The organism is Limimaricola sp., assembly GCF_016125575.1.
Classification (GTDB): Bacteria; Pseudomonadota; Alphaproteobacteria; order Rhodobacterales; family Rhodobacteraceae; genus WGLM01.
On the sequence record NZ_WGLM01000004.1, the window covers coordinates 20,938 to 42,979 of the forward strand.

Annotated in this window: 24 protein-coding genes; 7 read left to right on the forward strand and 17 right to left on the reverse strand. The window is 66.8% G+C overall.

Translation table 11 applies throughout. The annotated features are described in order from the left end of the window. Positions 1–38 precede the first annotated feature (38 nt). On the reverse strand, positions 39–1,694 hold the full coding sequence (locus GC146_RS07005; protein WP_291836374.1) for a peptidoglycan-binding protein: 1,656 nt from the start codon (positions 1,692–1,694) through the stop codon (positions 39–41). 125 nt (positions 1,695–1,819) lie between these two features. Here GC146_RS07005 and GC146_RS07010 point away from each other — a divergent pair, with 125 nt between their 5' ends. Both GC146_RS07010 and GC146_RS07015 read left to right on the forward strand, forming a co-directional pair. Beyond that, positions 1,820–2,464 (forward strand): histidine phosphatase family protein, encoded by a 645-nt coding sequence (locus GC146_RS07010; RefSeq protein ID WP_291836377.1) that lies wholly within the window; start codon positions 1,820–1,822, stop codon positions 2,462–2,464. Next, the gene (locus GC146_RS07015) at positions 2,445–3,515 is read left to right on the forward strand and encodes a saccharopine dehydrogenase (protein WP_291836380.1); all 1,071 of its coding nucleotides are present in this window, start codon (positions 2,445–2,447) and stop codon (positions 3,513–3,515) included. The genes GC146_RS07010 and GC146_RS07015 overlap by 20 nt, the downstream gene beginning before the upstream one ends. Here GC146_RS07015 and GC146_RS07020 read toward each other — a convergent pair. The 6 genes from GC146_RS07020 to GC146_RS07045 all read right to left on the reverse strand — a co-directional run bounded on the left by GC146_RS07020 (position 3,500) and on the right by GC146_RS07045 (position 8,488). Next, on the reverse strand, positions 3,500–3,823 hold the full coding sequence (locus GC146_RS07020; protein ID WP_291836382.1) for a DUF3775 domain-containing protein: 324 nt from the start codon (positions 3,821–3,823) through the stop codon (positions 3,500–3,502). The two genes, GC146_RS07015 and GC146_RS07020, sit on opposite strands and share 16 nt — an antisense overlap. A 77-nt stretch (positions 3,824–3,900) precedes the next feature. Continuing rightward, positions 3,901–4,647, reverse strand: a complete 747-nt coding sequence (locus GC146_RS07025; RefSeq protein WP_291836385.1) for an SDR family NAD(P)-dependent oxidoreductase — start codon at positions 4,645–4,647, stop codon at positions 3,901–3,903. Between the two features lies 1 nt (position 4,648). Continuing rightward, the gene (locus GC146_RS07030; RefSeq protein WP_291836388.1) at positions 4,649–5,209 is read right to left on the reverse strand and encodes a DUF3833 domain-containing protein; all 561 of its coding nucleotides are present in this window, start codon (positions 5,207–5,209) and stop codon (positions 4,649–4,651) included. A 2-nt stretch (positions 5,210–5,211) separates the two neighbouring features. Next, positions 5,212–6,438, reverse strand: coding sequence for an MFS transporter (locus GC146_RS07035; protein WP_291836390.1), 1,227 nt, complete (start codon positions 6,436–6,438; stop codon positions 5,212–5,214). Next, positions 6,435–7,190 (reverse strand): DUF1365 domain-containing protein, encoded by a 756-nt coding sequence (locus tag GC146_RS07040; protein ID WP_291836392.1) that lies wholly within the window; start codon positions 7,188–7,190, stop codon positions 6,435–6,437. The genes GC146_RS07035 and GC146_RS07040 overlap by 4 nt, the downstream gene beginning before the upstream one ends. Beyond that, positions 7,187–8,488 (reverse strand): FAD-dependent oxidoreductase, encoded by a 1,302-nt coding sequence (locus GC146_RS07045; RefSeq protein WP_291836394.1) that lies wholly within the window; start codon positions 8,486–8,488, stop codon positions 7,187–7,189. The genes GC146_RS07040 and GC146_RS07045 overlap by 4 nt, the downstream gene beginning before the upstream one ends. Before the next feature lie 257 nt (positions 8,489–8,745). On the opposite strand from GC146_RS07045, the gene GC146_RS07050 reads away from it, so the two are divergent. Continuing rightward, positions 8,746–9,270: a sigma-70 family RNA polymerase sigma factor gene (locus tag GC146_RS07050; protein WP_291838447.1), complete on the forward strand. Its 525-nt coding sequence runs from the start codon at positions 8,746–8,748 to the stop codon at positions 9,268–9,270. After that, positions 9,267–9,926: a ChrR family anti-sigma-E factor gene (locus GC146_RS07055; RefSeq protein WP_291836397.1), complete on the forward strand. Its 660-nt coding sequence runs from the start codon at positions 9,267–9,269 to the stop codon at positions 9,924–9,926. Before GC146_RS07050 ends, GC146_RS07055 begins: the two co-directional genes overlap by 4 nt. 6 nt (positions 9,927–9,932) lie before the next feature. Here the strand turns inward: GC146_RS07055 and GC146_RS07060 are convergent, their stop codons facing one another. The 8 genes from GC146_RS07060 to GC146_RS07095 form a co-directional block, all read right to left on the reverse strand. Further along, complete coding sequence (locus tag GC146_RS07060) at positions 9,933–10,463, reverse strand: HutD family protein (protein ID WP_363241218.1); 531 nt, start codon at positions 10,461–10,463, stop codon at positions 9,933–9,935. Further along, positions 10,460–11,617 carry a DNA recombination protein RmuC gene (rmuC, locus tag GC146_RS07065; RefSeq protein WP_291836400.1) on the reverse strand — a complete coding sequence of 386 codons (1,158 nt, stop codon included), beginning with the start codon at positions 11,615–11,617 and terminating at the stop codon, positions 10,460–10,462. Before rmuC ends, GC146_RS07060 begins: the two co-directional genes overlap by 4 nt. Then, a complete protein-coding gene (mutL, locus tag GC146_RS07070) occupies positions 11,614–13,440 on the reverse strand; it encodes a DNA mismatch repair endonuclease MutL (protein ID WP_291836403.1) in 1,827 nt (608 codons plus the stop codon). Before mutL ends, rmuC begins: the two co-directional genes overlap by 4 nt. Positions 13,441–13,490: 50 nt before the next feature. After that, positions 13,491–13,988 carry a DUF3035 domain-containing protein gene (locus GC146_RS07075; RefSeq protein ID WP_291836405.1) on the reverse strand — a complete coding sequence of 166 codons (498 nt, stop codon included), beginning with the start codon at positions 13,986–13,988 and terminating at the stop codon, positions 13,491–13,493. A 53-nt stretch (positions 13,989–14,041) separates the two neighbouring features. Next, positions 14,042–14,533 carry a signal peptidase II gene (lspA, locus tag GC146_RS07080; protein ID WP_291836408.1) on the reverse strand — a complete coding sequence of 164 codons (492 nt, stop codon included), beginning with the start codon at positions 14,531–14,533 and terminating at the stop codon, positions 14,042–14,044. 10 nt (positions 14,534–14,543) lie between these two features. Further along, positions 14,544–16,133, reverse strand: coding sequence for a bifunctional phosphoribosylaminoimidazolecarboxamide formyltransferase/IMP cyclohydrolase (gene purH, locus GC146_RS07085; RefSeq protein WP_291836410.1), 1,590 nt, complete (start codon positions 16,131–16,133; stop codon positions 14,544–14,546). A gap of 16 nt (positions 16,134–16,149) precedes the next feature. Beyond that, on the reverse strand, positions 16,150–17,865 hold the full coding sequence (locus tag GC146_RS07090; protein WP_291838454.1) for a heparinase II/III family protein: 1,716 nt from the start codon (positions 17,863–17,865) through the stop codon (positions 16,150–16,152). Between the two features lie 113 nt (positions 17,866–17,978). Then, positions 17,979–19,265 carry a transcription antitermination factor NusB gene (locus tag GC146_RS07095; protein WP_291836413.1) on the reverse strand — a complete coding sequence of 429 codons (1,287 nt, stop codon included), beginning with the start codon at positions 19,263–19,265 and terminating at the stop codon, positions 17,979–17,981. A gap of 68 nt (positions 19,266–19,333) precedes the next feature. On the opposite strand from GC146_RS07095, the gene GC146_RS07100 reads away from it, so the two are divergent. Further along, on the forward strand, positions 19,334–19,522 hold the full coding sequence (locus tag GC146_RS07100) for a DUF1674 domain-containing protein (RefSeq protein ID WP_291836416.1): 189 nt from the start codon (positions 19,334–19,336) through the stop codon (positions 19,520–19,522). Here the strand turns inward: GC146_RS07100 and GC146_RS07105 are convergent. Beyond that, a complete protein-coding gene (locus tag GC146_RS07105; RefSeq protein WP_291836418.1) occupies positions 19,519–19,884 on the reverse strand; it encodes a dihydrodipicolinate reductase in 366 nt (121 codons plus the stop codon). The genes GC146_RS07100 and GC146_RS07105 overlap by 4 nt on opposite strands. Positions 19,885–19,969: 85 nt before the next feature. Then, entirely contained in the window at positions 19,970–20,794 is an 825-nt protein-coding gene (dapB, locus tag GC146_RS07110) for a 4-hydroxy-tetrahydrodipicolinate reductase (protein WP_291836420.1), read from the reverse strand. A gap of 109 nt (positions 20,795–20,903) precedes the next feature. Between dapB and rbfA the strand changes: the two genes are divergently transcribed. Continuing rightward, positions 20,904–21,311 (forward strand): 30S ribosome-binding factor RbfA, encoded by a 408-nt coding sequence (gene rbfA, locus GC146_RS07115; protein WP_291836422.1) that lies wholly within the window; start codon positions 20,904–20,906, stop codon positions 21,309–21,311. Next, a complete protein-coding gene (locus tag GC146_RS07120) occupies positions 21,308–22,039 on the forward strand; it encodes a phosphodiester glycosidase family protein (RefSeq protein ID WP_291836426.1) in 732 nt (243 codons plus the stop codon). Before rbfA ends, GC146_RS07120 begins: the two co-directional genes overlap by 4 nt. Positions 22,040–22,042: the final 3 nt, after the last annotated feature.

Here is a 22,042-nt window from a genome sequence, read left to right on the forward strand (position 1 = left end):
TCCGCCGCCCGGAAACACTCCGGGCGGCGGTTCGCGTCTCAGCGGCCCGAAATGGGCAGACTGTCGGCCAGCAAGCGCACCATCATCGCCTCGCTCAGATAGCCGGTAACCGGCAGGTCGCGGGCCCGCTGGTAGCGGCGGATCGCGCGGCGCGTTGCATTGTCGAACCGGCCATCGACCGGGCCGGGGTTCAATCCCAGCTGCGTCAGTCGCGCCTCGACCAGCCGGGTTACGAAAGGCGTGAGATTCAGCGCGCGCTCGTCCGCGGCGGCCTGTTCCTGCGTAGCGGCGCCTGCGCTTTGCTGATTCAGCGCATCAATGCGGGCCTGCGCATCGGCCTGAAATGTGCCCTGCGGATAAAGCTGCAGGTAGTTGCGATAGGCCTCGACAGTGTCCGCCTGCCGCGCCTGCGCCCAGGCCACCTGCTCGTCATGCTGGGCCGATTGCTGTTTCTGCGCGTCGATGCGCTCCAGCGCGGCAGTTGCCGTATCGGCGTAATTCCCGTCAGGATAGCGCGACAGATAGGCGCGATACCCCGCCTCGTCGCCCTTGGCACCGGTTTCTTCCCAGAAGGCACGGTCCTGCCGAGCCTCTTCCTGCCGCTTCTGCTCGGCTGCCGCCTCAAGTTCAGCCGCCTTGCGCGCCGCCTGCGCTTCGATCCGCGTCAGCTGGTCGGCAGTCAGATAGCTGGTCTGGCCAAAACCGTTATCCTGCTGCCAGTTGGCTATGGCGCGGCGGGTCCCCGGGCCAAAGATGCCGTCGATCCCGCGCGTGTTGAAATCAAGAAGGGTCAGTTGGCGCTGGATCGCCCTGCGCTGGTCAGCGGTCAGGCCCAACGCCTCTTCGGCCAGCCGGTCGGCACGGTTGGGTTCGGCCATGATGCGCGTAATCGCGGCTTCTGCTTCGGCGGCGTGGCGGCCCATCGGGTAGCGGCCAAGGTAGTTGCGATACGCATCGGCGGTATCAAGGCTTTTGGCCCCGTCCCACATCGTGTCGTCGGCGCGCGTATCTGTGGCGGGAGGCGTCGACGCAACGATGTCGGGCGGCATGAAGACGAACTGATGCGGCAGAAATCCACTGGCGCTCAGACGCCGGTTGCCTGCGACCAGTTGGGCAATGTCCGCGCCCGGCTGCAACATCGGTCCGGTGACGAAGTCCGCGACATCGCGCGGCTCGCCGCTGACAACGGTGACGCCCTGCGGAATGTCGAGCGTACCAATTCCGTCATGCAGGAAGGCCCCACGAGGCCCGTCGGCCCCCGAATCGGCGCCGAGCACCAGCAATGCCTCGCCCGGCGCTTCGGCCAGAACCCGCAGCACGCTTTCAACCGAGACTGCCGTTGCCCCCAGCGTCAGCAGGGCAGGGTCGGTGGCATCCGACGTCAGCAGCCATGTTCGCGTCCCGTCCGTGACGAAATGGCCCGACATCACCACCAGAAGTCGGCCAGACCCGTTGGCATCGCCAACAAAGGCCGTCAGCGCATCGGCGGTATTGCCGGCCCGGCCATTTTGCAGGGCGGAAACGGCAAATCCCAGCCGCGTCAGACGCGCTTGCGCCTGAACGATATCGGCGGCGCGCGCGACACGTCCCAGCCGTCCATAGCTTTCGTTGCCAAGCAGCAGCGCAGAATCGCCGGCCAGCGCGGGCAGGGTGCTTAGCAGGGTCAGGGCGGTCGTCAGCATCAGCCGGCGCATAGGCATTCTCCTTGTTTGGAACGCTGTCACGCTAGGGCCGCACGGCATTGATAATCAATAACGTGGGCCCGGGGATTGGCAGTGGCGGCCGCATCGACTAGGGCGAAAGGCAACGGAGGCTGGTCATGGGCATCATCACGCTGGTCCGGCACGGACAGGCAAATTCGGCGGCGCAGGACGAGGCGGGATACGATCGCCTCTCCGATCTTGGACGCCAGCAGGCCGCATGGCTGGGCGAGTGGCTGCGCGCGCAGGGCGAACGGTTCGATACGGTGCTGTCAGGCAGTCTGACGCGGCACCGCCAGACCGCCACGGCGATGGGTCATGAAGCAGCGAAGATCGACCCACGCCTGAACGAGATGGATTACTTCAACCTCGGCCGCGCGCTTGAGAACGTGCACGGCGTGCCGATGCCCGGCCCCGAGGATTTCGCCACCCATGCCCCGCAGGTGATGGAGGCCTGGCACCGTGCCGAGATCATGGGCAACGAAACCTTCGCCGCCTTCGAGGCGCGGGTGACCTCCGTGCTGCAAGAGGCCGCGACGCCCGGGCGCCACGTCCTGTGCATCACCTCGGGCGGGGTGATCGCGATGGTGGTGCGCCACCTGCTGGACCTCGATCCGCGGCGCATGGCGATGGTGACGTTGCCGATCCTGAACACCTCGGTTCACCGGATTCACGTGTTCGACCACGGCACCATTCTGGCCGGGTTCAACGCCACGCCGCATCTCGACCGCGAGGATCGTTCTCATGCCCGCACCCATTTCTGACAAACCCCACCTCTGGGTCCGCGCCGAACAGCGCACCCATGAAGAGCGGGTGGGGATCACACCCGATGGCGTGGCGCGCCTGCTGGCCGCGGGGTTCGCCGTGACGGTCGAGGAAAGCCGCCAGCGGGCGATTCCCATCGCGGCCTATCGCGCCACCGGCTGCGCCATCGCCCCCGAGGGGACCTGGCCCGAGGCGCCGCGGGACGCCATCATCTTCGGGCTGAAGGAACTGCCCGACAACGGCACGCCGCTGCCGCACCGGCACATCATGTTCGGCCACGCCTTCAAGGGCCAGCCGGCGGGGCAGCGCCTGCTGGCGCGGTTCCGCGCCGGGGGTGGTGCGCTTTACGATCTGGAATACCTGACCGACGAAGCCGGGCGGGTGGCCGCCTTCGGCTACTGGGCCGGGTACGCGGGTGCCGCCGTGTCGGCGCTGGCCTGGGCCGCGCAGGCGCAAGGGGACATCGCCGCCCCGGTCAGCACCTATCCCGACGCCGATGCGCTGGCCCGCGCGGTTTCCGCCGCGCTGGACGGCACGGGGCTGGCCCGGCCGGGGGCGCTGATCATCGGCGCATTGGGCCGGGTGGGCACGGGCGCGGCCGACCTTTGCACCGCGGTTGGCATCGCGCCCACCCGCTGGGACATGGCCGAGACGGCGCATGGCGGCCCCTTCCCCGAGGTGCTGGCGCACGGCATCTTCCTCAACTGCATCCTCGCCCGGCCCGGAACGCCCGTCTTCGTGCCGGCCGACGCGGTGACGGCACCGCGTGACCTGCGGGTGATCGGCGACATCGCCTGCGATCCCGACAGCGCCTTTTCGCCCGTGAAGGTCTATGACCGCGTCACGACATGGGATGCGCCGGTGCTGCGGGTGCATGACGCGCCGCCGCTCGACGTGATGGCGATCGACAACCTGCCCTCGCTTCTGCCGCGCGAAAGTTCGGAGGATTTTGCGGGCCAGCTTCTGCCGCACCTGCTGGCTCTGGACAGGATCGACGCCGGTGTCTGGGGCCGGGCGCGTGCGGTCTTCGACGACTACACGGGCCGGTAAAGGTCGTCTTCAACGTCAGTCGGATCAAATCCCAAGGCTTCCAGCCCGGCTTCAAGATGGTCGGCCAGATGCGGCGATTGCTTGAGGTAAGACGCCGTCGCGGTCGTGGCCTCGTTGCGGGCGGTGCGGACCGCTTCTGCCAGTTCGTCGGCCTCGAAGGTGCCGCGCCCGATCCAGAAGAGCGCGACAAGGCTTGCCTGCTCTTCCTCGTTCAGCGCCTCGATGAAGGCGTCAAACTCGCGTTCGCCGCGGTCCTCGCGGGCGAGGATGATGATCTCGCCAACCTTGTCCGCCGAGATGTCCAGCACGCCCTGCCCTCCCTGATCATTGTCGATGCTAGCACAGTCGCCGGGGACCGCGCATCAGGCATTGATCTGGCGCAAGCTCAGCGTCCGGCGAACAGGCGGTAATAGGCCCAGTCGGGCAGCAACTGGCTGCCCCGGAAGAGCAGCGAGAAGAGGGTGGGAAAGCTCTTCTTGAAACGCCCTGTGCGCATATGCGCAAGCATCTCGCGCGCGGCCGCCTCGGGTTCCATGATGAAGGGCATGGAAAAATCGTTCTTGTCGGTCAGCCGCGTGCGGATGAAGCCTGGGTTCACCAGCTGCACCCGGATGGCCGATCCCTTCAGATCCGCCTGCATCGATTCGGCCAGTGCCATCACCCCCGCCTTCGACGCGGCATAGCCGATGGCCCCCGGCAGCCCGCGAAAGCCCGAGAGCGAGCCGGTCAGCACGATATGCCCGTGCCCCTGCGCCAGCATCGGGCCAATGACGGCGCCCACCACGCGGCTTGCGCCGATGTAGTTGACCTCGGCCATCGCCTCGGCATGCGCGTTGTCCCAGTCCTGCGCCTTCATCGGCCAGTAGACCCCGGCGAGGTAGACCATCCCGTCGATCTGGCCCACCTCCTGCGCCGCGGCCTCGACGCTGGCGCGGTCGGTCACGTCCACGGTGACGGCGAGCCCCGGACCGGGCAATTCGGTCACCAGTTCGTCCAGCCGGTCCTGCGTGCGGGCCGAGACGATCACCTCGGCGCCCGCGCGGCTCATCTCCAGCGCCAGCGCGCGGCCCAGCCCCTCGCTTGCGCCGACAAGCCAGTAACGGCGGTCCTTGAGGCTGTGAAACGCGGCCATCTCAGGCGGCGTCGCGCGGGCGCATCGTGGCCACAAGCTCGGCCACCTTGATGCCGAACTTGCGGAACTGGCTGCGGTTCATGATCACACCGTTGGGCGTCAGATACATCCAGTCGGTGGTGTTCAGCACATGACCGCCCGCCTCCTCGGCCAACTTGATGCGGTAGTTCAGCAGCACGGCCGAGCCCTTCTGCCGGCCCCTGCCCACGCCCACCACATCGGGCGCCTCGGCCTGAATCTCGCCGTCGTCGTTGACGGTCAGCTTCCATTGCCGGTTCTGCACCGCGCCGCTGTCATAGGTGAACACCTCGGTCATGATGCCGACATTGCCCTGCCAGCTTGCCTCGAAATCGGCCACGAAGCGGGACGAGACGCGCCCCGTGGGGCCAAAGATCACACCTTCGCAGACGATGGGGCCGTTCAGCCTTTCGCGAATGTCGAAGGCCGGACCGCTGGCATAATCCTCGGGCTTTTGCGCCCAGAACGAGACATAGCGCGCCTGCACCAGCACTCCGGCCAGTGCCAGCACCGCGCCGATCAAGAGATACGGAAGGATCGCCATCATCACTCCTCCAACGGGGTGGCAACCAGAAGGCCGATCGCCACCAGTTTCAACAACGACGGCACCAGCGCGTAAAGCACCGTCAACATGGTCTCGGCCGCGGCTGGCACATGGTCTGCGCCGGGCACGAAACCGGACCGTTCCAGCACCGGCAACAACGCGACGGCGGCAAAGGCCAGCGTCAGCTTGTTAACCAGCGCCCAAAGGCCGAACCCCTGCCCCCCGATGGGCGAGATCGCGGCCATCCGCCGGGCGAACATCGCCGGCAGCAATGTCAGGTCGGCACCGATCGTGGCGCCGGACGCCAGGCAGATCAGCGCGAAAAGCCACACGTCGCCCCTGCCAAGAAAGAAGGTAAAGCCGAATGAGACGACGGCCAGCACCATCGCCCACAACAGCGTGGCCTTCGCCCCCCGCGCCCGCGCCAGCGCACCCCAGACCGGCGACGACACCGCGGCGGCAAGAAAGAACAGCACCAGCAGCGGCCCCTCCCACCCCGGCGCGCCCAGCCGGGCCTGCACGAAAAACAGAAACAGGGTCGAGGACACCGCCAGCGGCGTCGCGTTCACCAGCGCCAGGATCAACAGCCGCCGCGCCACAGGGTCGGACACGATGACGCGCATCGGTGTCGGCTCGACCGTGCCGCCGGGCCGCCATTCCGGCCACATTGCCAGCGTCGCCAACAGCACCGCGGCGGCAAAGCCCCATGCAAACGTGGAGAACGGCGCCCCGACATGGCCCATCAGCAGCGTCGGCGCCACCGCGGCGATGCAGACACCCAGAAGCGAGCCGGTTTCGCGCCATGTCGCCAGCCGGGTGTGCCCCGATGCGTGCGGCCCGGCCTTGGCAATGCCCTGCGCATAGAAATTGATGCTGAGAAAGCTGAAGCCCGTGAACAGGCCGGTCACCATCAGCGCAAACCACAAGGCGGGTGTGATCGGCGGCGCGACGGCGAACAGCCCCAGCATCGAGGCCGCCATCAGCAGCGCCCCAAGCGCCACCGCGGGCGCCTTGGACCGGCGCAGCCGTTCGGCGATCCAGCCCAGTGCAGGGTCTTGGCCCACGTCGATCAGCCGCAACGCGAACAGGATCGCGCCAAGGCTGGTCAGGCTGATGCCGTAGGTCTCGGCATAGTAGGTCGGCGCGTATATGTAGATCGGCAGCCCCGCCGCCGAGGTGACGGCCGCGAAAAGCGTATAGGCCGGAAGCCGTTCCGACCACGCTGTCACTGGCTGATCTCCTGCACCGGCGGTTCGGGGCGCGGGCGATAGCTGGCGCCCTTCCACCACAGCTTCAGCGCCTGCCAGTGGATCAGCGCCAGCACCCGGCGCGACCCCAGCGGACGGCGCAATGCGGCACGCAAGATGCCCGCGTTGGTCAGCGGCCGGCGCGGCCCGGTCAGCGTGGCGATCAGCCCGCCATTGCCGCGCGCATAGTCGATCCAGATACCGATGCTCTCGGGCGTGATGTCGAAGCGGAACGTGTAATCGCCCTCGACCGGCTGGAACGGCGAGACATGAAAGATCTTCGTGGCGCGGATCGTATCGGCCTTGGTGATCTCGCGCAGATCGTCATGGCGGCACAGGTAGGAATGCCGATCGCCGAAGGTATTGGTGACTTCGGCGATCACCGCGCGCAGAACGCCGTCCGCATCATGGCACAGCCAGAAACTGACCGGATTGAAGACGTGGCCCCAGATTCGGGGCTGCGCCAGCAAATCAATCCGCCCCGGCAGATCAACGCCATTTGCGGCAAGAACCTCGCGCACCCATTCGGCACTTCGGCCCTTGTGCGGCGCACCGCCATGATCGGAATCATGCAGCGAGAACAGGCGCCGGCCGTTGCGCGAAAAAAGCCACGGCGCGGGCTGCGCTGCCTCGGCATCAAGCAACACGTAGTCTATCGAGTAGCGGAAGGCGTTCTTCGTCGCCCCGCGCCGCCCGTGATAGGTCTGCGCAGCAATGTGCTCGACCGGTTTCATTCGGCGGCCATCTCCAAACGCTCAACGGCGTTCAGGGCGCCGACCACGTCGACCGCGCTCGACAGCCCGTCCTCATGAAATCCGTTTTTCATCCAGGCCCCGCAGAACCAGGTCCGGCTGGACCCGTTCATCGCCTGCGCCTCGGCCTGCGCGGCCAGCGCATCCATGTCATAGACCGGATGGTGCAGCGTCACCTCGTCCCAGATCAGGTCCTCGAGGATCGGGCGCTGCGTGTTGAGCGTGACGAAAAGCGGATCCTCCTTCAACCACGGCTGAAGGTTGTTCATCCAGTAGGTCAGGTCGATCTTGTCCGAGGTCTTTCCTTGCTCTTCGGTATAGACCCACGACGACCAGACCTTGCGCCGCTTGGGCATGACCGATGTGTCGGAATGCAGCACCACCTTGTTGGGCTGGTAGCGAAGCTTGCCCAGCACGGCGCGTTCATGGGCGGTGGCATCGGCCAACAGGCGCAGCGTGTCGTCCGAATGGGTGGCAAAAACCACCTCGTCGAACATCTCCCATTCACCGCCCCATGCCCGCACCTCGACGCCCAGCGGGCCGCGGCGCACCGCCTGCACCGGCGCGCCAAGCCGCAGGTCCACGCCGCGCGCCTCCATCGCGGTACCCAGCCGGCCCACATAGGTCTGCGAGCCGCCTTCGACGGTGTACCACTGGTGCTGGCCGGTAAAGTTCAGCAGCGCATGATTATTGAAGAAGTTGACCATGGCGTAAGCAGGAAACTCCATGATCTTGTCGGTCGGCGTCGACCAGATCGCGCCCGAGAGCGGCGCCAGATAGTAATCGCGGAAGTAGCGCCCCGTACCCAACCGTTCCAGCAAGCCACCGATGGTCAGGCCCGGCGTCGCTTCGGCCTCGGCCACTGCATTGCTGTTGAAATGCAGGATGTCTCGGATCATCCGGACAAAACGCGGATCGGCCAGACGCCATTTCTGCGCAAAGATCGCATCGACCGAGGCCAGCGCATATTCCAGCCGGCCACCGCCGATCGAGGCGCCGAAACTCATGTTGGACGGCACAACCGGCACATCAAGCTCGGCAAATAGCGCGGCAAGATGCGGATAGTTCGCGTAGTTGAAAACGATAAAGCCGGTATCGACCGGCTGGTCGCGCCGCACGCCTCCCATCCGCGTGCGCGCATGGCCGCCTAGCTGCGGCTCGGCCTCGAAGAGAACGACGCGATGGTCACGCGCCAGCATGTGCGCCGCCCCCATGCCCGATATTCCTGCGCCGATGACCGCGACCGTGCGGGGCGCGCAAGTAGCTGTTTCGAAAGGCATGGGTGGTGATGCTCCATAGGGGGTCGTCTCATATGATCTGTTACGCTGTGGCTGCCTGTTTGGATGATAGGAAACTTTGCGTTCTGGCGGGTGATCCGATTGCGCTCCGCCCCCGTAAACGTTCCATGTTGTACCTCGAACCGGACGCAACGAAAGCGGATGCACTTGCAGCATCGCCTCCTTATGATGGAGGCGGACGCAAAACACACCTTTTTTCAGGAGCCGGAAGAGTGACGACGACCGAAACGAGCACGCGGATGGCCTGGGTGGCTCAGCTGGAGGCGGTGCGCGATCAACGAGATCAGCGTGCCTTCGGCGAGATTTTCCAGTACTTCGCGCCGCGCGTGAAGTCGTTCCTGATGAAGTCCGGCGCGCCTGCGGACGTGGCCGAGGAGTGCGTGCAAGAGGTGATGGCGACCTTGTGGAACAAGGCGCAACTGTTCGACCCGGCCAAGGCCAGCGTGTCGACATGGATCTTCACCATTGCGCGGAACAAGCGGATCGACCTGATCCGCAAGCAAAGACGGCCCGAGCCCGAGGACCTGCCCTGGGGACCGGAGAGCGACCCCGAGCAGGAAGACGCGCTGGCGTTGCAACAGGAGACCGAACAACTGGGCCGGGCACTGCAAGCCTTGCCTGAAAAACAGAGGAAACTGATCGAGCGGGCCTATTTCGGCGAATTGAGCCATAGCGAAATTGCAGCCGAGACGGGCTTGCCGCTGGGAACGATCAAATCACGTATCAGGCTGGCGCTGGAACGGCTGCGCCATAACATGAAATGAAAAAGACCATGTCGAACATCAACCATCACCTCACCGACGCCCTGTTGATGGGCTACTCCGCGGGAACCCTCCCCGAGGCGTTCAGCCTTGTCGTGGCGACCCATGTCTCGCTTTGCGACGAATGCCGGGCGCGGCTGGCGGCGCTCGATGCTGTCGGGGGCGAGGTGATGCTGGATTGCGGGCAGGAGGCGGTTTCGGCCGATTGCCTCGCCGCGACGCTGGCGATGATCGCCGATGGCAAGGGCCGCGAAGATGCGCCAAAGGCGCGGCGCAAAGGGGCCCTTCCCGCCCCGCTGCAGGATTACGTCGGTGGTGATCTGGACGCGATCCGCTGGCGCAAGGTGGGCGGCGGCGTGCGGCAGATGGTGCTGCGCACCGCGGGCGATGCCTCGGTGCGGCTCTTGCACATTCCGGCGGGGCAGGCCGTGCCCGATCACGGCCATCGCGGCACCGAATTGACGCTTGTGCTGCAGGGCGCCTTCCGCGACGAGACAGACCGTTTCGGCGTTGGTGATGTCGAGGTTGCCGACGAAGACCTCAATCACAAGCCCATCGCCGAGGCGGGCGCCGATTGCATCTGCCTTGCGGCCACCGATGCGCCGTTGCGCTTCAACGCCTTCGTGCCGCGCATGGCGCAACGCTTCATCGGGATCTGAAACGGCTCAGGGCAGCGGGACTGCCAGCGCCACGGCAATCACCGTGCCTCCGGCCAGCGTGAGTGGTGCATCGCTTAGCAACAGGTGACGGGCGGCAAGCGTTTGCCCGTCAGCCGCAGCATCCTCCATCGCGAACACCGCCACGATGCCGCCGATCGGCGGATTGGCAACGTCGCCCCTCAGGACATTCACCTGCGGCTTTGGAAGGTGGCCGGCGGTCATCACGTTGAAATCCTCCGACGGCGCCGTCACAGCGACAGCCCGTACCGTGGCACCGCCGGCAAAGGCCACCGGCACCAGCGGATCGGCCCGAAGGGCGACATCACCTGCCAGATCAAACCCCGGACCGGAGATAACCGTCAGGCTCCGCGCGATCCCCGGCAGTGGTGAAAACGCGCAATCCTCGACAACCTGTGCCACGGACAAGCGCCATAAAAGCCCGTCCTGTCCCGCCACCCGCACAAGTTCCAGCGTTTGACCCCGCCCATTGGCCCAAGGCATCACGCGAAAATCTGCAGGGCCCAGTCGCCGCTTCACTTGGGCGCGGCCACCAACGGCGGCGCGGGATCGGCCGCGAGTTCCTCGAAATCGAAATTGTCCAGCCGCGCGGCCCTTTTGCCCGCCCGCTCTGCAGCAACGCCGATACCGTCAAGATCGGCACGGGCCTGCCCGAAATGGGTGTTCAGCTTGTCCACCCGCTCGACCACGATCTCCACATCGCGGTGCAATTGCCGCAGCGTGGTGCGGATCGCACCGGCCTGTTCGCGCATGCGCGCGTCTTTCAGGATGGCCCGCATCGTGTTCAGCGTCGCCATGCATGTGGTCGGCGATACGATCCAGACGCGCGCCGCGAAACCTTCGCGCACAACCTCGGGATAATTGGCATGCAGTTCGGCATAGACCGCCTCGGAGGGCAGGAACATCAGGGCGCCATCAGCCGTCTCGCCCTCGATGATGTATTTCTCGGAGATTGCCTTGATATGGGCCCGAACGGCAGTCCGAAACTCGCGCCCGGCCTGCGTCACCTCGTGGTCGGTCTTGGCGGCGCGCAACTTTTCATAGGCCTCCAGCGGGAACTTGCTGTCAATCACGATCGGCCCGGGCGGGTTGGGCAGGTGGATCAGGCAATCTGCGCGCTTGCCGTTGCTCAGGCTCGCCTGCAGCGCATAGGAATCGGACGGCAACGCCTTTGAGACGATATCGTGCAACTGGATCTCGCCGAAGGCACCGCGCGTCTGCTTGTTCGACAGGATGTCCTGCAGCGACAGAACATCGCCCGACAGCTTGGTGATGTTCTCTTGCGCCTTGTCGATCGTCTTGAGGCGCTGCTGCAATTCGCCAAGGCTCTGCGCGGTGTTGCGCGCCGAGGAGGACAAGTTCTGCGAAACCGTCTCTGTCACCCTTGCCAGCCGTTCCTCCATCAGGCGAAGGGTGCGTGCCTGCTGCTGGGCCTGCGCCTCCGTCACCGCCGTCAACCCGCCGAAAAGCTGCTGCTGGCCGTCCGACAGCAACTGAACGCGGCTGGTGACGCCGCCCATCTGGCTGGCCAGCATCTCGGCCAGTGCGGCAGATCTCCCGGCGCGCCGGATCGACACGATCAGCAGCACGATCAGCAACAGCGCCACTGCGCCTGCGGCCAGCAGGGCCAACGTCAGCGGATCATTCAGGTTCAGCGTGCTAACAGGGGTCATGTGCGCCCGAAAAGCCGTTCGATATCGGCCAGCTTGAGTTCGACATAGGTCGGCCGTCCGTGGTTGCACTGGCCCGACAATGGCGTCGCCTCCATTTCGCGCAGAAGTGCGTTCATCTCGTCGGCCTGCATCCGTCGTCCCGAACGGATCGACCCATGGCAGGCAACCCGGCTGAGGATCGCATCCATCCGTGTCTGCACGGTCGCGCTGTCACCCAGATCTGCCAGTTCGTCGAGGATATCGCGGATCAAGCCTTGCGCATCGACGACCCCAAGCAAGGCCGGGGTTTCACGAACCGCCACGGCATTGCCGCCGAAGGGTTCGATAAGCAACCCAAGTCGCGCCAGGTCCTCTGCCGCTTCAAGAAGCTGCGCCGCCTCGCCGGCCGACAACTCGACAATTTCGGGGATCAGCAGCGCCTGCGCGGCGATGCCGGTTTCGGCCATCTGACGTTTGAGCCTTTCATACACCAGCCGTTCATGCGCCGCGTGCTGATCGACGATGACGATGCCGCCGGGCGTCTGGGCGATGATGTAATTCTCGTGCACCTGCGCGCGCGCCGCACCCAGCGGGCCCGCCTCGGGCGTCTCTGGCGTGGGGTCTGGTTCAAACCGGGCAGAGGGCGTGGCCGTCTCGGCAAAGCCGGGGGCCTGCGAGGTGTTGGCCATCGCGCGCAAGGGCGCCGACGGTCGGTCCATCTGGTAGATTCGGGCGCCGGCGGTGGGCTCGGCCCGGAACGCACCCAGCGTCGCCGTGCCCACGGTGGACGAGGCGCGGTGCCCGGCCTCGGCCAGCGCATGGCGCAGCGCACTGACGATCAGGCCCCGCACGATGCCGGAGTCGCGAAAGCGCACTTCGGTCTTGGCCGGGTGAACGTTGACGTCCACCAGTTGCGGATCGCAATCGACGAACAGCGCCGCCGCCGGGTGCCGGTCACGGCTCAGCACGTCCGAATAGGCCCCGCGTAGTGCCCCGACCAGCAACTTGTCGCGCACCGGGCGGCCATTGACGAACAGGTGCTGCGCCACCGCAGCGCCTCGCGAATAGGTGGGTAGCGCGGCGTAACCGGTCAGGTGGAACCCCTCGCGCGTCGCCTCGATCCGCAAGGCGTTCTCGGCAAAGTCGCGGCCCATCACGCCGGCCAGACGTCCGTGCAACGCGTCGAAAAGGTCACCCGTTTCGGCATCGGCACGAAAGACCAGCCGGTCCTCGCCGCCACTGGCGTCACGCAGGGTGAAGCTGACGAAGGGTTCGGCCATCGCCAGCCGCCGGACCACCTCGGCCACCGCCTGCGCTTCGGCTCGGTCGGTGCGCAGGAACTTCAGCCGCGCGGGCGTCGCATGGAAAAGGTCGCGCAACTCCACCACCGTGCCGGCGGTCAGCCCGGCGGGCCGCACCGGCCCCATCCTGCCGCCATCGACGGTGATCTGCGCGGCATCCTCGCCCCGCACGCGGCTGGTGATCGTCAGCCGCCCCACCGCGCCAAGCGAGGGCAGCGCCTCGCCCCGGAAGCCGAAACTGCGGATGTTCAGAAGATCCGAGCCGTCGATTTTCGAGGTGGCATGGCGGGCCAGCGCCAGCGGCAGGTCGTCCGCAGCAATGCCACACCCGTCATCGACCACCCGGATCAGCGCCTTGCCGCCCTCCGCGATCGTGATGTCGATGCGCCCCGCCCCGGCATCCAGCGCATTCTCGACCAGTTCCTTGACCGCGGCCGCCGGACGTTCCACCACTTCGCCCGCCGCGATGCGATTGATCGCTGCTTCGTCCAGCTGCCGGATGACCGGGCGGGAATCGGACATGTTGCGGTCGTGACGGGTCATACCACAACCATTAGCATGGACAGCGCCGATTCTAACAGGGGGATTGCGGCCTATTGCGGCGGTGCGCTGGGCACATGCACGCCCATCGACTGGAAGCGGGACAGTTCGGCATAAGCGTCAAGCGCCATGCCGGCATAGATCCGGTAATAACGGTCACCAAAGCCCGAGAGGATGCCCAAACGCCCGCGCCGGGCACGGAAGGCCGCGTCCTCTTCTGCCAGCGTCGTGCGAATCGCCGGATCAACGCCGTAGCGATCGGCAGTAGCAACCAGCCCGGCATCTGCAGCAGGAACGCTGGCACCTGCACCTTCGCGGCCACCAAGAGCGGCGATCGCATCACCCACCGGATTTGGATCGGCCAGATTTGTGCCGCCCGGTGTCGGCGCCGGCAGCGCGGCAAAGGATTTGGGCATTTCCAGCGGTCGCGTCGGAAGAACCGAGAATTCGTCCGGCCCCGGCCCGGCATTGCCAAAGCTGTGCAAGTGCGAGGCACTGCCGCAGGCCGTCAGGCTCAGGGCCGCAAGGCCTGCCAGTATCGTCCCCCGCATGTCGCCTCCACTGCACACTTCGTGGCCTTGTTTAACCGATGCATCCGCCCGCGTCACGGGGTCTTGTTTCGGCCACCGCGCGTCGCTGGCTTCTTGTCGCCGGTAAACAGGATCAGGCCCAGCGCACCAAGGAAAACCGCGACATCGGCAAGGTTGAACGCATAAGGGTTGTCCAGCCCGCAGCAGGACATGTTCAGGAAGTCGGCGACCGCGCCATAGATCAGCCGGTCAAGCACATTGCCCGCCGCACCGCCCACTAGAAGGCCGGCCGAAATCGCGGCCCAGCGGCCGGGCGGGCTGCGCCAGACCCACGCAAGCACCAGCGCCGAAATCACCACTGCCACCGCGATCAGCCACGGCCGCGGATCGTGCCCGGCCAACAGGCCGAAGTTGACGCCCCGGTTCCACGCCATCCGAAAGGTCAGGAACGGTGGCAGCACATCAATGGCTTGCCGATCCATCAGACCAAGCCAGCGCACGACGACCAGCTTCGAGGCCTGATCGATCAGAAGGACGACAAGCCCCGTCCAGAGTGTCAGTCGCATTGCGCGCCCCCTAGTGCCGGAAATGCCGCATGCCGGTAAAGACCATCGCCAGCCCCGCCTCGTCGGCGGCAGCGATAACCTCGGCATCGCGCATCGACCCGCCCGGCTGAATCACCGCGACCGCACCCGCCTCGGCCGCGGTCAAAAGGCCGTCGGGAAAAGGAAAGAAGGCGTCGGAGGCCACCACAGAGCCCTTGGTCGGCACCTCGGGCAGGCCCAGCGCCTCGGCCATGTCTGCGGCCTTGCGCGCGGCGATGCGGGTGCTGTCCACGCGGCTCATCTGGCCCGCGCCGACGCCGACGGTGGCGCCATCCTTGACATAGACGATGGCGTTGGACTTGACGTGCTTGGCCACTTTCCAGGCAAAGAGAAGGTCGGCCATCTGCGCGGGCGTAGGCGCGCGTTTCGTCACCACCTTCAGGTCGTCCTGAGTCACCTCGCCCACGTCCTTGTCCTGCACCAGCAACCCGCCCGCGACCTGTCGGAAGGCCAGTTGCGGCGCGCGCGGATCGGGCAAACCGTCAGTCGTCAACAGGCGCAGGTTGGGCTTTTTCGCGAAGATCGCGCGCGCCTCGTCGCTGGCACCCGGCGCAATGACGACCTCGGTGAAGATCTGGCAGATCTCGGTGGCGGTTTGCGCATCCAGCGGCTGGTTCAGCGCAACGATCCCGCCGAAGGCGCTGGTGCGGTCACAATCATAGGCAGCCTTGTAGGCGGCCAGCAGCGTGGTGCCCCGCGCCACGCCGCAAGGGTTGGCGTGTTTCACGACGACACAAGCCGGTCCGTCGGCCGGGGCAAACTCGGCCACCAGTTCGAAAGCGGCGTCGGTATCGTTGATGTTGTTGTAGGACAGCTCCTTGCCCTGATGCTGCGTCGCCGTCGCGACACCGATGCGCCCTGTGCCGTCGGTATAAAAGGCCGCCGATTGATGCGGGTTCTCGCCGTAGCGCAAGGTCTGGGCCAGCGTCCCGGCGAAGGCACGGCGGCGGGGCGCGGCCTCGTCCAGCGCCTTTGCCATCCAGCCCGAAACGGCCGCGTCATAGGCCGCCGTGCGGCCATAGGCTGTCAGCGCAAGCCGCTGGCGGAAGGCCAGCGACGTTCCCCCTGCCTCGGCCAGTTCCGACAGCAGCGCGGGATAGTCCTCGGGGTCGGTCACGACGGCGACGAAGGCGTGGTTCTTGGCCGCGGCGCGGATCATCGCGGGGCCGCCGATATCGATGTTCTCGATGCAGTCGGCATAGGGGGCGCCCTTGGCCACCGTCGCCTCGAACGGATAAAGGTTGACGACCAGCAGGTCGATCGGCCCGATGCCGTGCGCCTCCATCGCGGCGCGGTGGGCGGGATCGTCGCGCAGCGCCAGCAGGCCGCCATGCACCGCCGGGTGCAGCGTCTTGACGCGGCCATCCATCATCTCGGGGAACCCGGTCAGGTCCGCGACATCGCGCACCGGCAGGCCGGCATCGCGCAGCGCCGCCGCCGTGCCTCCGGTCGAGACCAGTTCGACACCGCGATCATGCAGGGCGCGCGCAAGATCGACCAATCCGGTCTTGTCCGAGACCGACAGAAGCGCGCGGCGCAGTGGCAGGGAAGTGGGGCTCATCGGCTGTCTCCTTGGCTCAGGCGTCGTCCGCCAGCATATCGCTGTCGTTTTGGCCAAGGTCGCGCAGCCCGTCGGGCGTGTCCTGCGCCTTGGCCAGATACCAGCGTACGCGCGTCGCATAGGACATCGCGTGGCCGGAGAGAACCACCTGCTGCGCATTTCTGGGCCTCAGCCGCCCGTTTTCAAGGTAGACCGACGGCTCCAGCGTCATCGTGGCGCTGCCGTCCTGCCGGAAAATCCAGACCTCGCCGCTTTTCAGCGCCAGTGACACTGCCGCGCCGCCAAGATCGACCGAGGCATCGACCTCGGGGTGCAGGTGAAAGCGGATGGCGAAGGCGATCCCGTCCAGCCGCGCCGCGTCCATCGCCCTGTCAAACCGCGCCTTGTCCCCGTCCGACAACGTCGTCAGCAGGTCTTCGCCGGCCAGCGCCCGCCCATCGAACGACAGGTCCAGCGTGCGGGCATGGGTCAGCCCGTGGGTGCGTTGGTAACCGTTATGCGCAACCTCCAGCCGCCGCCCGTCAGGCAGGCGGGAAAAGATCGCCGGCACCCTGTCGGGCACTTCTACCAATTCCTCGGCCTTGCGCCCGTCATGACCGTCCAGCGCACCCAGCCGCGACGAGGACATGGCCGCCAGCCCCAGCGTGGAGTGGCTGGGCGTTGCCCGCCCGGCCCGCCGCCAGTCCGGCCCAAAGCTGCGGCCCGAGCCGCAATTGACGATCATCGGCCGTCGCCCCGATGTCAGCTCGAAGGCGTTGGTCGAGGCATGGGCATCGACCGAGGCAGGCCCCATCGGCGGCGGGGCGGCATCGACGATGACGCTGGTCCGCCCCGCCGCCATTCGCGCAAAACCCATTGCCAGATCATCGCGCCGTATCCCCGGTGTCGCGGCAGTCGCCAGCGCATGATCAAGCCATCCGTCAATCCCGCGTCCGCCTCCGTGAAACCGCGCCAGCCCTCCATCGGCATGGCGCAGTGTGCGCAAGGTCGGCGCAATCCGGGCGATCGCGGCAAGTTGCGGCGCGGGCGGTCCGCGCCCGGCCTCCGATTGCGCCTGCACGGCCCAGTTCAGCAGCGTGAGCACCTCCAGCAGTTCCTCGGGGTTGCGGGTGGGAATGCCGCCACCCTCGCTCACCTGCCGTTCGCAGTCGCGGGTCAGCTCGGCGATGGCGGGGTCGACATGTGCCTCCATCCCTTCCAGCGACAGGCCCGCATAAATCAGCCCGGTCAGCGCCTCGAACCGGGGCAGGCCGGGCCGCGCACTGCGCCAGCGGCGCGACAGGAACAGCGTCTGCCGCGCCAGACTGAGAAAGAACTTGTCCGCGGCCGCCTTTTCCTGCCCGCGCAGCAGGAAGAAGCCGTGATTGATCCAGCGGATCAGCCGCCGCCCTGTCAGGTCGGGCGTCCAGCCCGGCCCCCGCCCCTGCCCGAACCGGTCGATCCAGTCAAAGACCCAGGCCTGCGCCCGTTCCCGCGCCTTGGCGTCACCCACTGCGGCAAGATCATCCAGCCAGGTGCAGCCCTGCAATTCGGCCGCAATGTGCGGTGCCTCGGCGACAATATCCCAGATGGCACGGCCCGGCGCCTCGATCAGGTGACCGGAGAACAGGAAATTCCCCGCGACAAGCTGCCGTCCGCGGGCATAGCGCCCGATCGTGCGCGGCTCGGGCTGCGAGGCGAAACCGGTGGGCATCTTGGCGCGGGCGGCCATGCGCGCATGCACGCGGTCCATGACCTGCGCGCGGCGGTCTTGCCATGTCCGGTTTCTTGCCACGTCGCTGCTGCCCCTGCCTGCGGTTTCAAACCGTCTTCCACCCGCGATGATAGAAAGCCGGGCGGGTCAAGTCACGCGGGCTTTCTTAGCCGGATCATGTAGAAGCCGTCCATCCCGCCAAGCTCGGGCCAGTAATCGGGCCGGAGTCGCAGCCCACCTTCAGGCGTGATCCAGCCTGCGTCGATTCCCGCCAGACCCTCAGGCGGTTCGGCCACAAGGCCCGGATGCCGCGCCAAGGCTTCCTCGGCCTGCACCTCGCCCTCGTCCGGCAGAAGCGAGCAGGTGCAGAAAGCCAGCCGCCCGCCGGGGCGCAACAGCGTCAGCGCGTGGTCGATCAGGGCGGTCTGTTGGTCGATCAGCGCGGCAAACTCCGCCCCGTCCTTGGCCTGCGGCAGGTCGGGGTGGCGGCGGATGGTGCCGGTGGCCGAACAGGGCGCGTCCAGCAGGATCGCATCCCAGCCGCCCTGCGCATAATCCAGCGCGTCTGCCACGACGCAGGACGCCGCCAGCCCGGTGCGGGTCAGGTTGCGCCGGACCCGCTCCATCCGCGCCTCGGAAATGTCGAGCGCTGTCACCGCGGCCCCGCTGGCCGCCAGTTGCAGCGTCTTGCCGCCCGGTGCGGCGCACATGTCCAGCACCCGTTCGCCCGGCTGCGCGTCCAGCAACCGCGCGGGCAAAGCGGCGGCGGCATCCTGCACCCACCAGTCGCCATCGTCATACCCCGGCAACGCCGTCACCTGCCCCGCCTGCGCCAGCCGGACCGAGCCGGTGGGCAAGACCTGACCGCCCAGCGCCTGCGCGACGTTGGCCGCGTCACCCTTGGGTGTCAGGTCCAGCGGGGCACCGGCGAAATGCGCGGCCTCCATCCCTGCCACCGCCTTGCGCCCCCAGGCCGCGACAAGCGGCTGGCGCAGCCAACCCGGCAGCAGCGGGACTGGTCGCTGCGCCCAGCCCGCCGGACCCTCGGCAGCAATCTTGCGCAGGATCGCGTTGACCAGCCCCTTCAGCCCCGCCGCGCGCTTGTCCGCGCCGACGAGGCCGACCATCGCGTTGACGACACCATGCGCGGCCTCGCCATTGGCACAAAGTTCGACCGTACCCAACCGCAACGCGTTGCGCGCATAAAGCGGCGGTGCCTTCTTCAAGTACGGCGCCAGCATCCGGTCGGCGCGGTCCAACCCGCGCAGCGTGTCCAGCACCAGCCGTTGCGCCCGCGCGCGGTCTTCGGGTGCCAAGTCGGCAAGGCTGCCGCCTTCGACCAGTTCGGGAAACAGACGCCCCTCGCCGGTGATCTGCTGCAGCATCTTCAGCGCGGCGCGGCGCGGGGCAAGGCCCGCCTCGGGTCCGGGTTGCGTCATGGCGTCCTCTTGAGCCTGTGGCGTTCGCCCGTATATCAGAAGGGCCGACCGGACAAGGAACCGCCGCGATGAGCGATCAGACGCCCGCCCAACCTGAAAACCTGCCGCCCGCCGCAAGACGCGCACTGGCCGAGGCCGAGGCGCGGCGCAAGGCGGCAAAGCCGGTGGACCTGCCCCCGGAATTGGGCGGACGCAATGGGCCAGAGCCTGTGCGCTATGGCGACTGGGAAAAGAAGGGCCTTGCGATCGACTTCTAGCGCAGGCTGAGCGTGGCGGAATCGCCCGCGCCGCGATCGACGGTAAACCGTATCTCGCGGTCGTCCTTCACCTCGACCAGCTGGCAGTTCGCCGGAATCTCGGTATCGCCCCACGCCATCTCGCGGCAGAAATAGCCATCCTGCCAGGCCCAGCGGCCACTTACCGTGCGAGTGGCGGCTTGCCCCTCGATCGTGCCGTCCGGCCTGATCCGAAGGTTCACACCCCACAGCCAGATCCGCAATTCCTTGCCTTCAACAAGCGAAACGAATTGCTGCCGGTCGCGGACCGGCATGAAACCGTCCGCCTTGGCGGGCAGGGCGGACAGGATCAACGGAAGGGCAAGCAGGGCGGCGCGGGGCATGTCTGGGCTCTCGGTCGCAAGGGTTGCGGTTTCACGAAGACCAATACGCTGACCCGGCACGCCCGGTTCACTTTTTCTTGTCCGGCTACAGCCCCAGAACGTCTAGCATGTCGTATTCGCCGGGCGCACGGTCCTGCCCCCAAAGGGCGGCCTTCAGCGCGCCACGGGCAAAAACCGCACGGTCCGTGGCAACGTGGCGCAGGATGATACGCTCGCCCGGCGCCGCGAACATCACGTCATGCTCGCCCACGATGTCGCCACCGCGGATCGAGGAAAAGCCGATATGCCCGCGCTTGCGTTCGCCGGTGATGCCGTCACGGCCCCGATCCGCGACCTCGGCGAGGTTCACGCCCCGCCCCTCGGCCGCCGCCTGCCCCAGCATCAGCGCCGTGCCCGACGGCGCATCGACTTTGCGCCCGTGATGCGCCTCGATCACCTCGATGTCGAAATCTGCATCCAGCGCCGCGGCGACCTTGCGCGTCAGCTGCACCAGAAGGTTGACACCAAGGCTCATGTTGCCGGCCCGCACGATCACCGCGTGCCGGGCCGCGGCCGAGATCTTGCGCAGGTCCTCGTCGGACAGCCCGGTCGTGCCGATGACATGGACGGCCCGCGCCTGCGCAGCGAGCGCCGCAAACTCTACCGTGGCAGCGGGCGCGGTGAAGTCGATGATCGCCTGTGCGGTGGCAAAGGCGCTGAGCGGATCGTCCGTTACCGTCACACCGATTGGCGCGCCGCCCATGGCAACGCCCGCGTCACGGCCCACCCAAGGGTGACCCTCGCGCTCGATCAGCCCGGCCAGCCGCGCATCGGGCGACTCCATCACCGTGCGGATCAGCATTTGCCCCATCCGCCCCGAGGCGCCCGTCACCACGATGCCCGGCTTGTCCGCCGCCGCTTGTTCCGCCATGGTCCGTCCCCCCATCTCGCCTGATTGCTTCGGCAAGGGTTTACCGGGACGGCGCGGGCTTGGCAAAGCCTGCCTTGGCAAGCCCGTGCGAAGCGTTTAGGTGCAGGGCATGGCAAGACGTCACTCTTCCGAAGGCGCCGGAACGCATCGCGCACCCACCCAGCGACAGCTGCGCGTGGGCGAGGTGATCCGCCGCGCGCTGTCGGACGTTCTGGCCCGTGGCGACGTGCACGACCCCGATCTTGCGCGGATGTCGATCACGGTGGGCGAGGTGCGCACATCGCCCGACCTGCGCATCGCAACCGCTTTTGTCCTGCCCCTTGGCGGCAAGGACAAAGAGACGGCGCTGACCGCGCTGCGGCGCAATACTGCCGAGATCCGCCATCTTGTGACCCGCGGCATGACACTGAAATTCGCGCCCCAACTTCGGTTCGAGATCGACGAGACCTTCGACCGCATGGACGAGACACGGCGTCTTCTTTCAGAGGATCACGTCCGACAGGACCTCGACGAGTGACACGGGCGCTGGCGGTGCTGGCGCTTTGTATGGTCTGGGCGGGGGCAGCTGGGGCCGCCGTCTGTGGCAGGATGCAGTTCGAAGGCGCCAATTACACTGTCTGCGCAGCGCGACCCGCCCAAGACGATCTGCGGCTCTTTCTGGACGATGCAAACGGTCAGCCCTACGGCAGCTTCTCGGCGGTGCGCACCGCGCTCGAGGCCGAGGGCAAGCATTTGGTCTTTGCCATGAACGGTGGCATGTACCGGCCCGATCTCAGCCCGGTGGGCTACTATGTCGAGGACGGGGTCGAACGCACACCTCTGCTGACCGGGGCCAGCAAGGGTAATTTCGGGATGCTGCCCAACGGTGTTTTCTGCATCGGGTCCGATACTGCGCAGGTGATCGAGACACGGCTTTTCGCTCGTACCCGCCCCGCCTGCCGCTATGCCACGCAGTCCGGGCCGATGCTGGTGATCGGGGGCAAGCTGCACCCGCGGCTCATCGCCGGCAGCCCGTCACGCTTGGTGCGAAACGGCGTGGGCACCACGGCGGCGGGCGACCGCGCTGTCTTCGTCATCGCGGACAAGCCGGTCAACCTTTACGATTTCGCCCGCGCCTTTCGCGATGCGCTGGGGCTCAGTGATGCCCTCTACCTGGACGGGCGGGTCTCGCGGCTTTATGCGCCGGCGATCGGCCGCGACGACATCGGCTTGCCGATGGGCCCGATCGTAGGGCTGGTGGAGTGACTT

What these genes read in the sequence shown, in the direction of transcription:
- GC146_RS07090 (WP_291838454.1), bottom strand. Translation starts at nt 17,865, where the DNA reads ATGGACCGCGTGCATGCGCGCATGGCCGCCCGCGCCAAGATGCCCACC.
- dapB (WP_291836420.1), bottom strand. Translation starts at nt 20,794, where the DNA reads ATGGCGGAACAAGCGGCGGCGGACAAGCCGGGCATCGTGGTGACGGGC.
- GC146_RS07005 (WP_291836374.1), bottom strand. Translation starts at nt 1,694, where the DNA reads ATGCGCCGGCTGATGCTGACGACCGCCCTGACCCTGCTAAGCACCCTG.
- GC146_RS07050 (WP_291838447.1), top strand. Translation starts at nt 8,746, where the DNA reads ATGGCCTGGGTGGCTCAGCTGGAGGCGGTGCGCGATCAACGAGATCAG.
- GC146_RS07040 (WP_291836392.1), bottom strand. Translation starts at nt 7,190, where the DNA reads ATGAAACCGGTCGAGCACATTGCTGCGCAGACCTATCACGGGCGGCGC.
- GC146_RS07025 (WP_291836385.1), bottom strand. Translation starts at nt 4,647, where the DNA reads ATGGCCGCGTTTCACAGCCTCAAGGACCGCCGTTACTGGCTTGTCGGC.
- GC146_RS07100 (WP_291836416.1), top strand. Translation starts at nt 19,334, where the DNA reads ATGAGCGATCAGACGCCCGCCCAACCTGAAAACCTGCCGCCCGCCGCA.
- GC146_RS07055 (WP_291836397.1), top strand. Translation starts at nt 9,267, where the DNA reads ATGAAAAAGACCATGTCGAACATCAACCATCACCTCACCGACGCCCTG.
- GC146_RS07010 (WP_291836377.1), top strand. Translation starts at nt 1,820, where the DNA reads ATGGGCATCATCACGCTGGTCCGGCACGGACAGGCAAATTCGGCGGCG.
- GC146_RS07015 (WP_291836380.1), top strand. Translation starts at nt 2,445, where the DNA reads ATGCCCGCACCCATTTCTGACAAACCCCACCTCTGGGTCCGCGCCGAA.
- lspA (WP_291836408.1), bottom strand. Translation starts at nt 14,533, where the DNA reads ATGCGACTGACACTCTGGACGGGGCTTGTCGTCCTTCTGATCGATCAG.
- GC146_RS07105 (WP_291836418.1), bottom strand. Translation starts at nt 19,884, where the DNA reads ATGCCCCGCGCCGCCCTGCTTGCCCTTCCGTTGATCCTGTCCGCCCTG.
- mutL (WP_291836403.1), bottom strand. Translation starts at nt 13,440, where the DNA reads ATGACCCGTCACGACCGCAACATGTCCGATTCCCGCCCGGTCATCCGG.
- GC146_RS07045 (WP_291836394.1), bottom strand. Translation starts at nt 8,488, where the DNA reads ATGCCTTTCGAAACAGCTACTTGCGCGCCCCGCACGGTCGCGGTCATC.
- purH (WP_291836410.1), bottom strand. Translation starts at nt 16,133, where the DNA reads ATGAGCCCCACTTCCCTGCCACTGCGCCGCGCGCTTCTGTCGGTCTCG.
- rbfA (WP_291836422.1), top strand. Translation starts at nt 20,904, where the DNA reads ATGGCAAGACGTCACTCTTCCGAAGGCGCCGGAACGCATCGCGCACCC.
- rmuC (WP_291836400.1), bottom strand. Translation starts at nt 11,617, where the DNA reads ATGACCCCTGTTAGCACGCTGAACCTGAATGATCCGCTGACGTTGGCC.
- GC146_RS07030 (WP_291836388.1), bottom strand. Translation starts at nt 5,209, where the DNA reads ATGGCGATCCTTCCGTATCTCTTGATCGGCGCGGTGCTGGCACTGGCC.
- GC146_RS07075 (WP_291836405.1), bottom strand. Translation starts at nt 13,988, where the DNA reads ATGCGGGGGACGATACTGGCAGGCCTTGCGGCCCTGAGCCTGACGGCC.
- GC146_RS07095 (WP_291836413.1), bottom strand. Translation starts at nt 19,265, where the DNA reads ATGACGCAACCCGGACCCGAGGCGGGCCTTGCCCCGCGCCGCGCCGCG.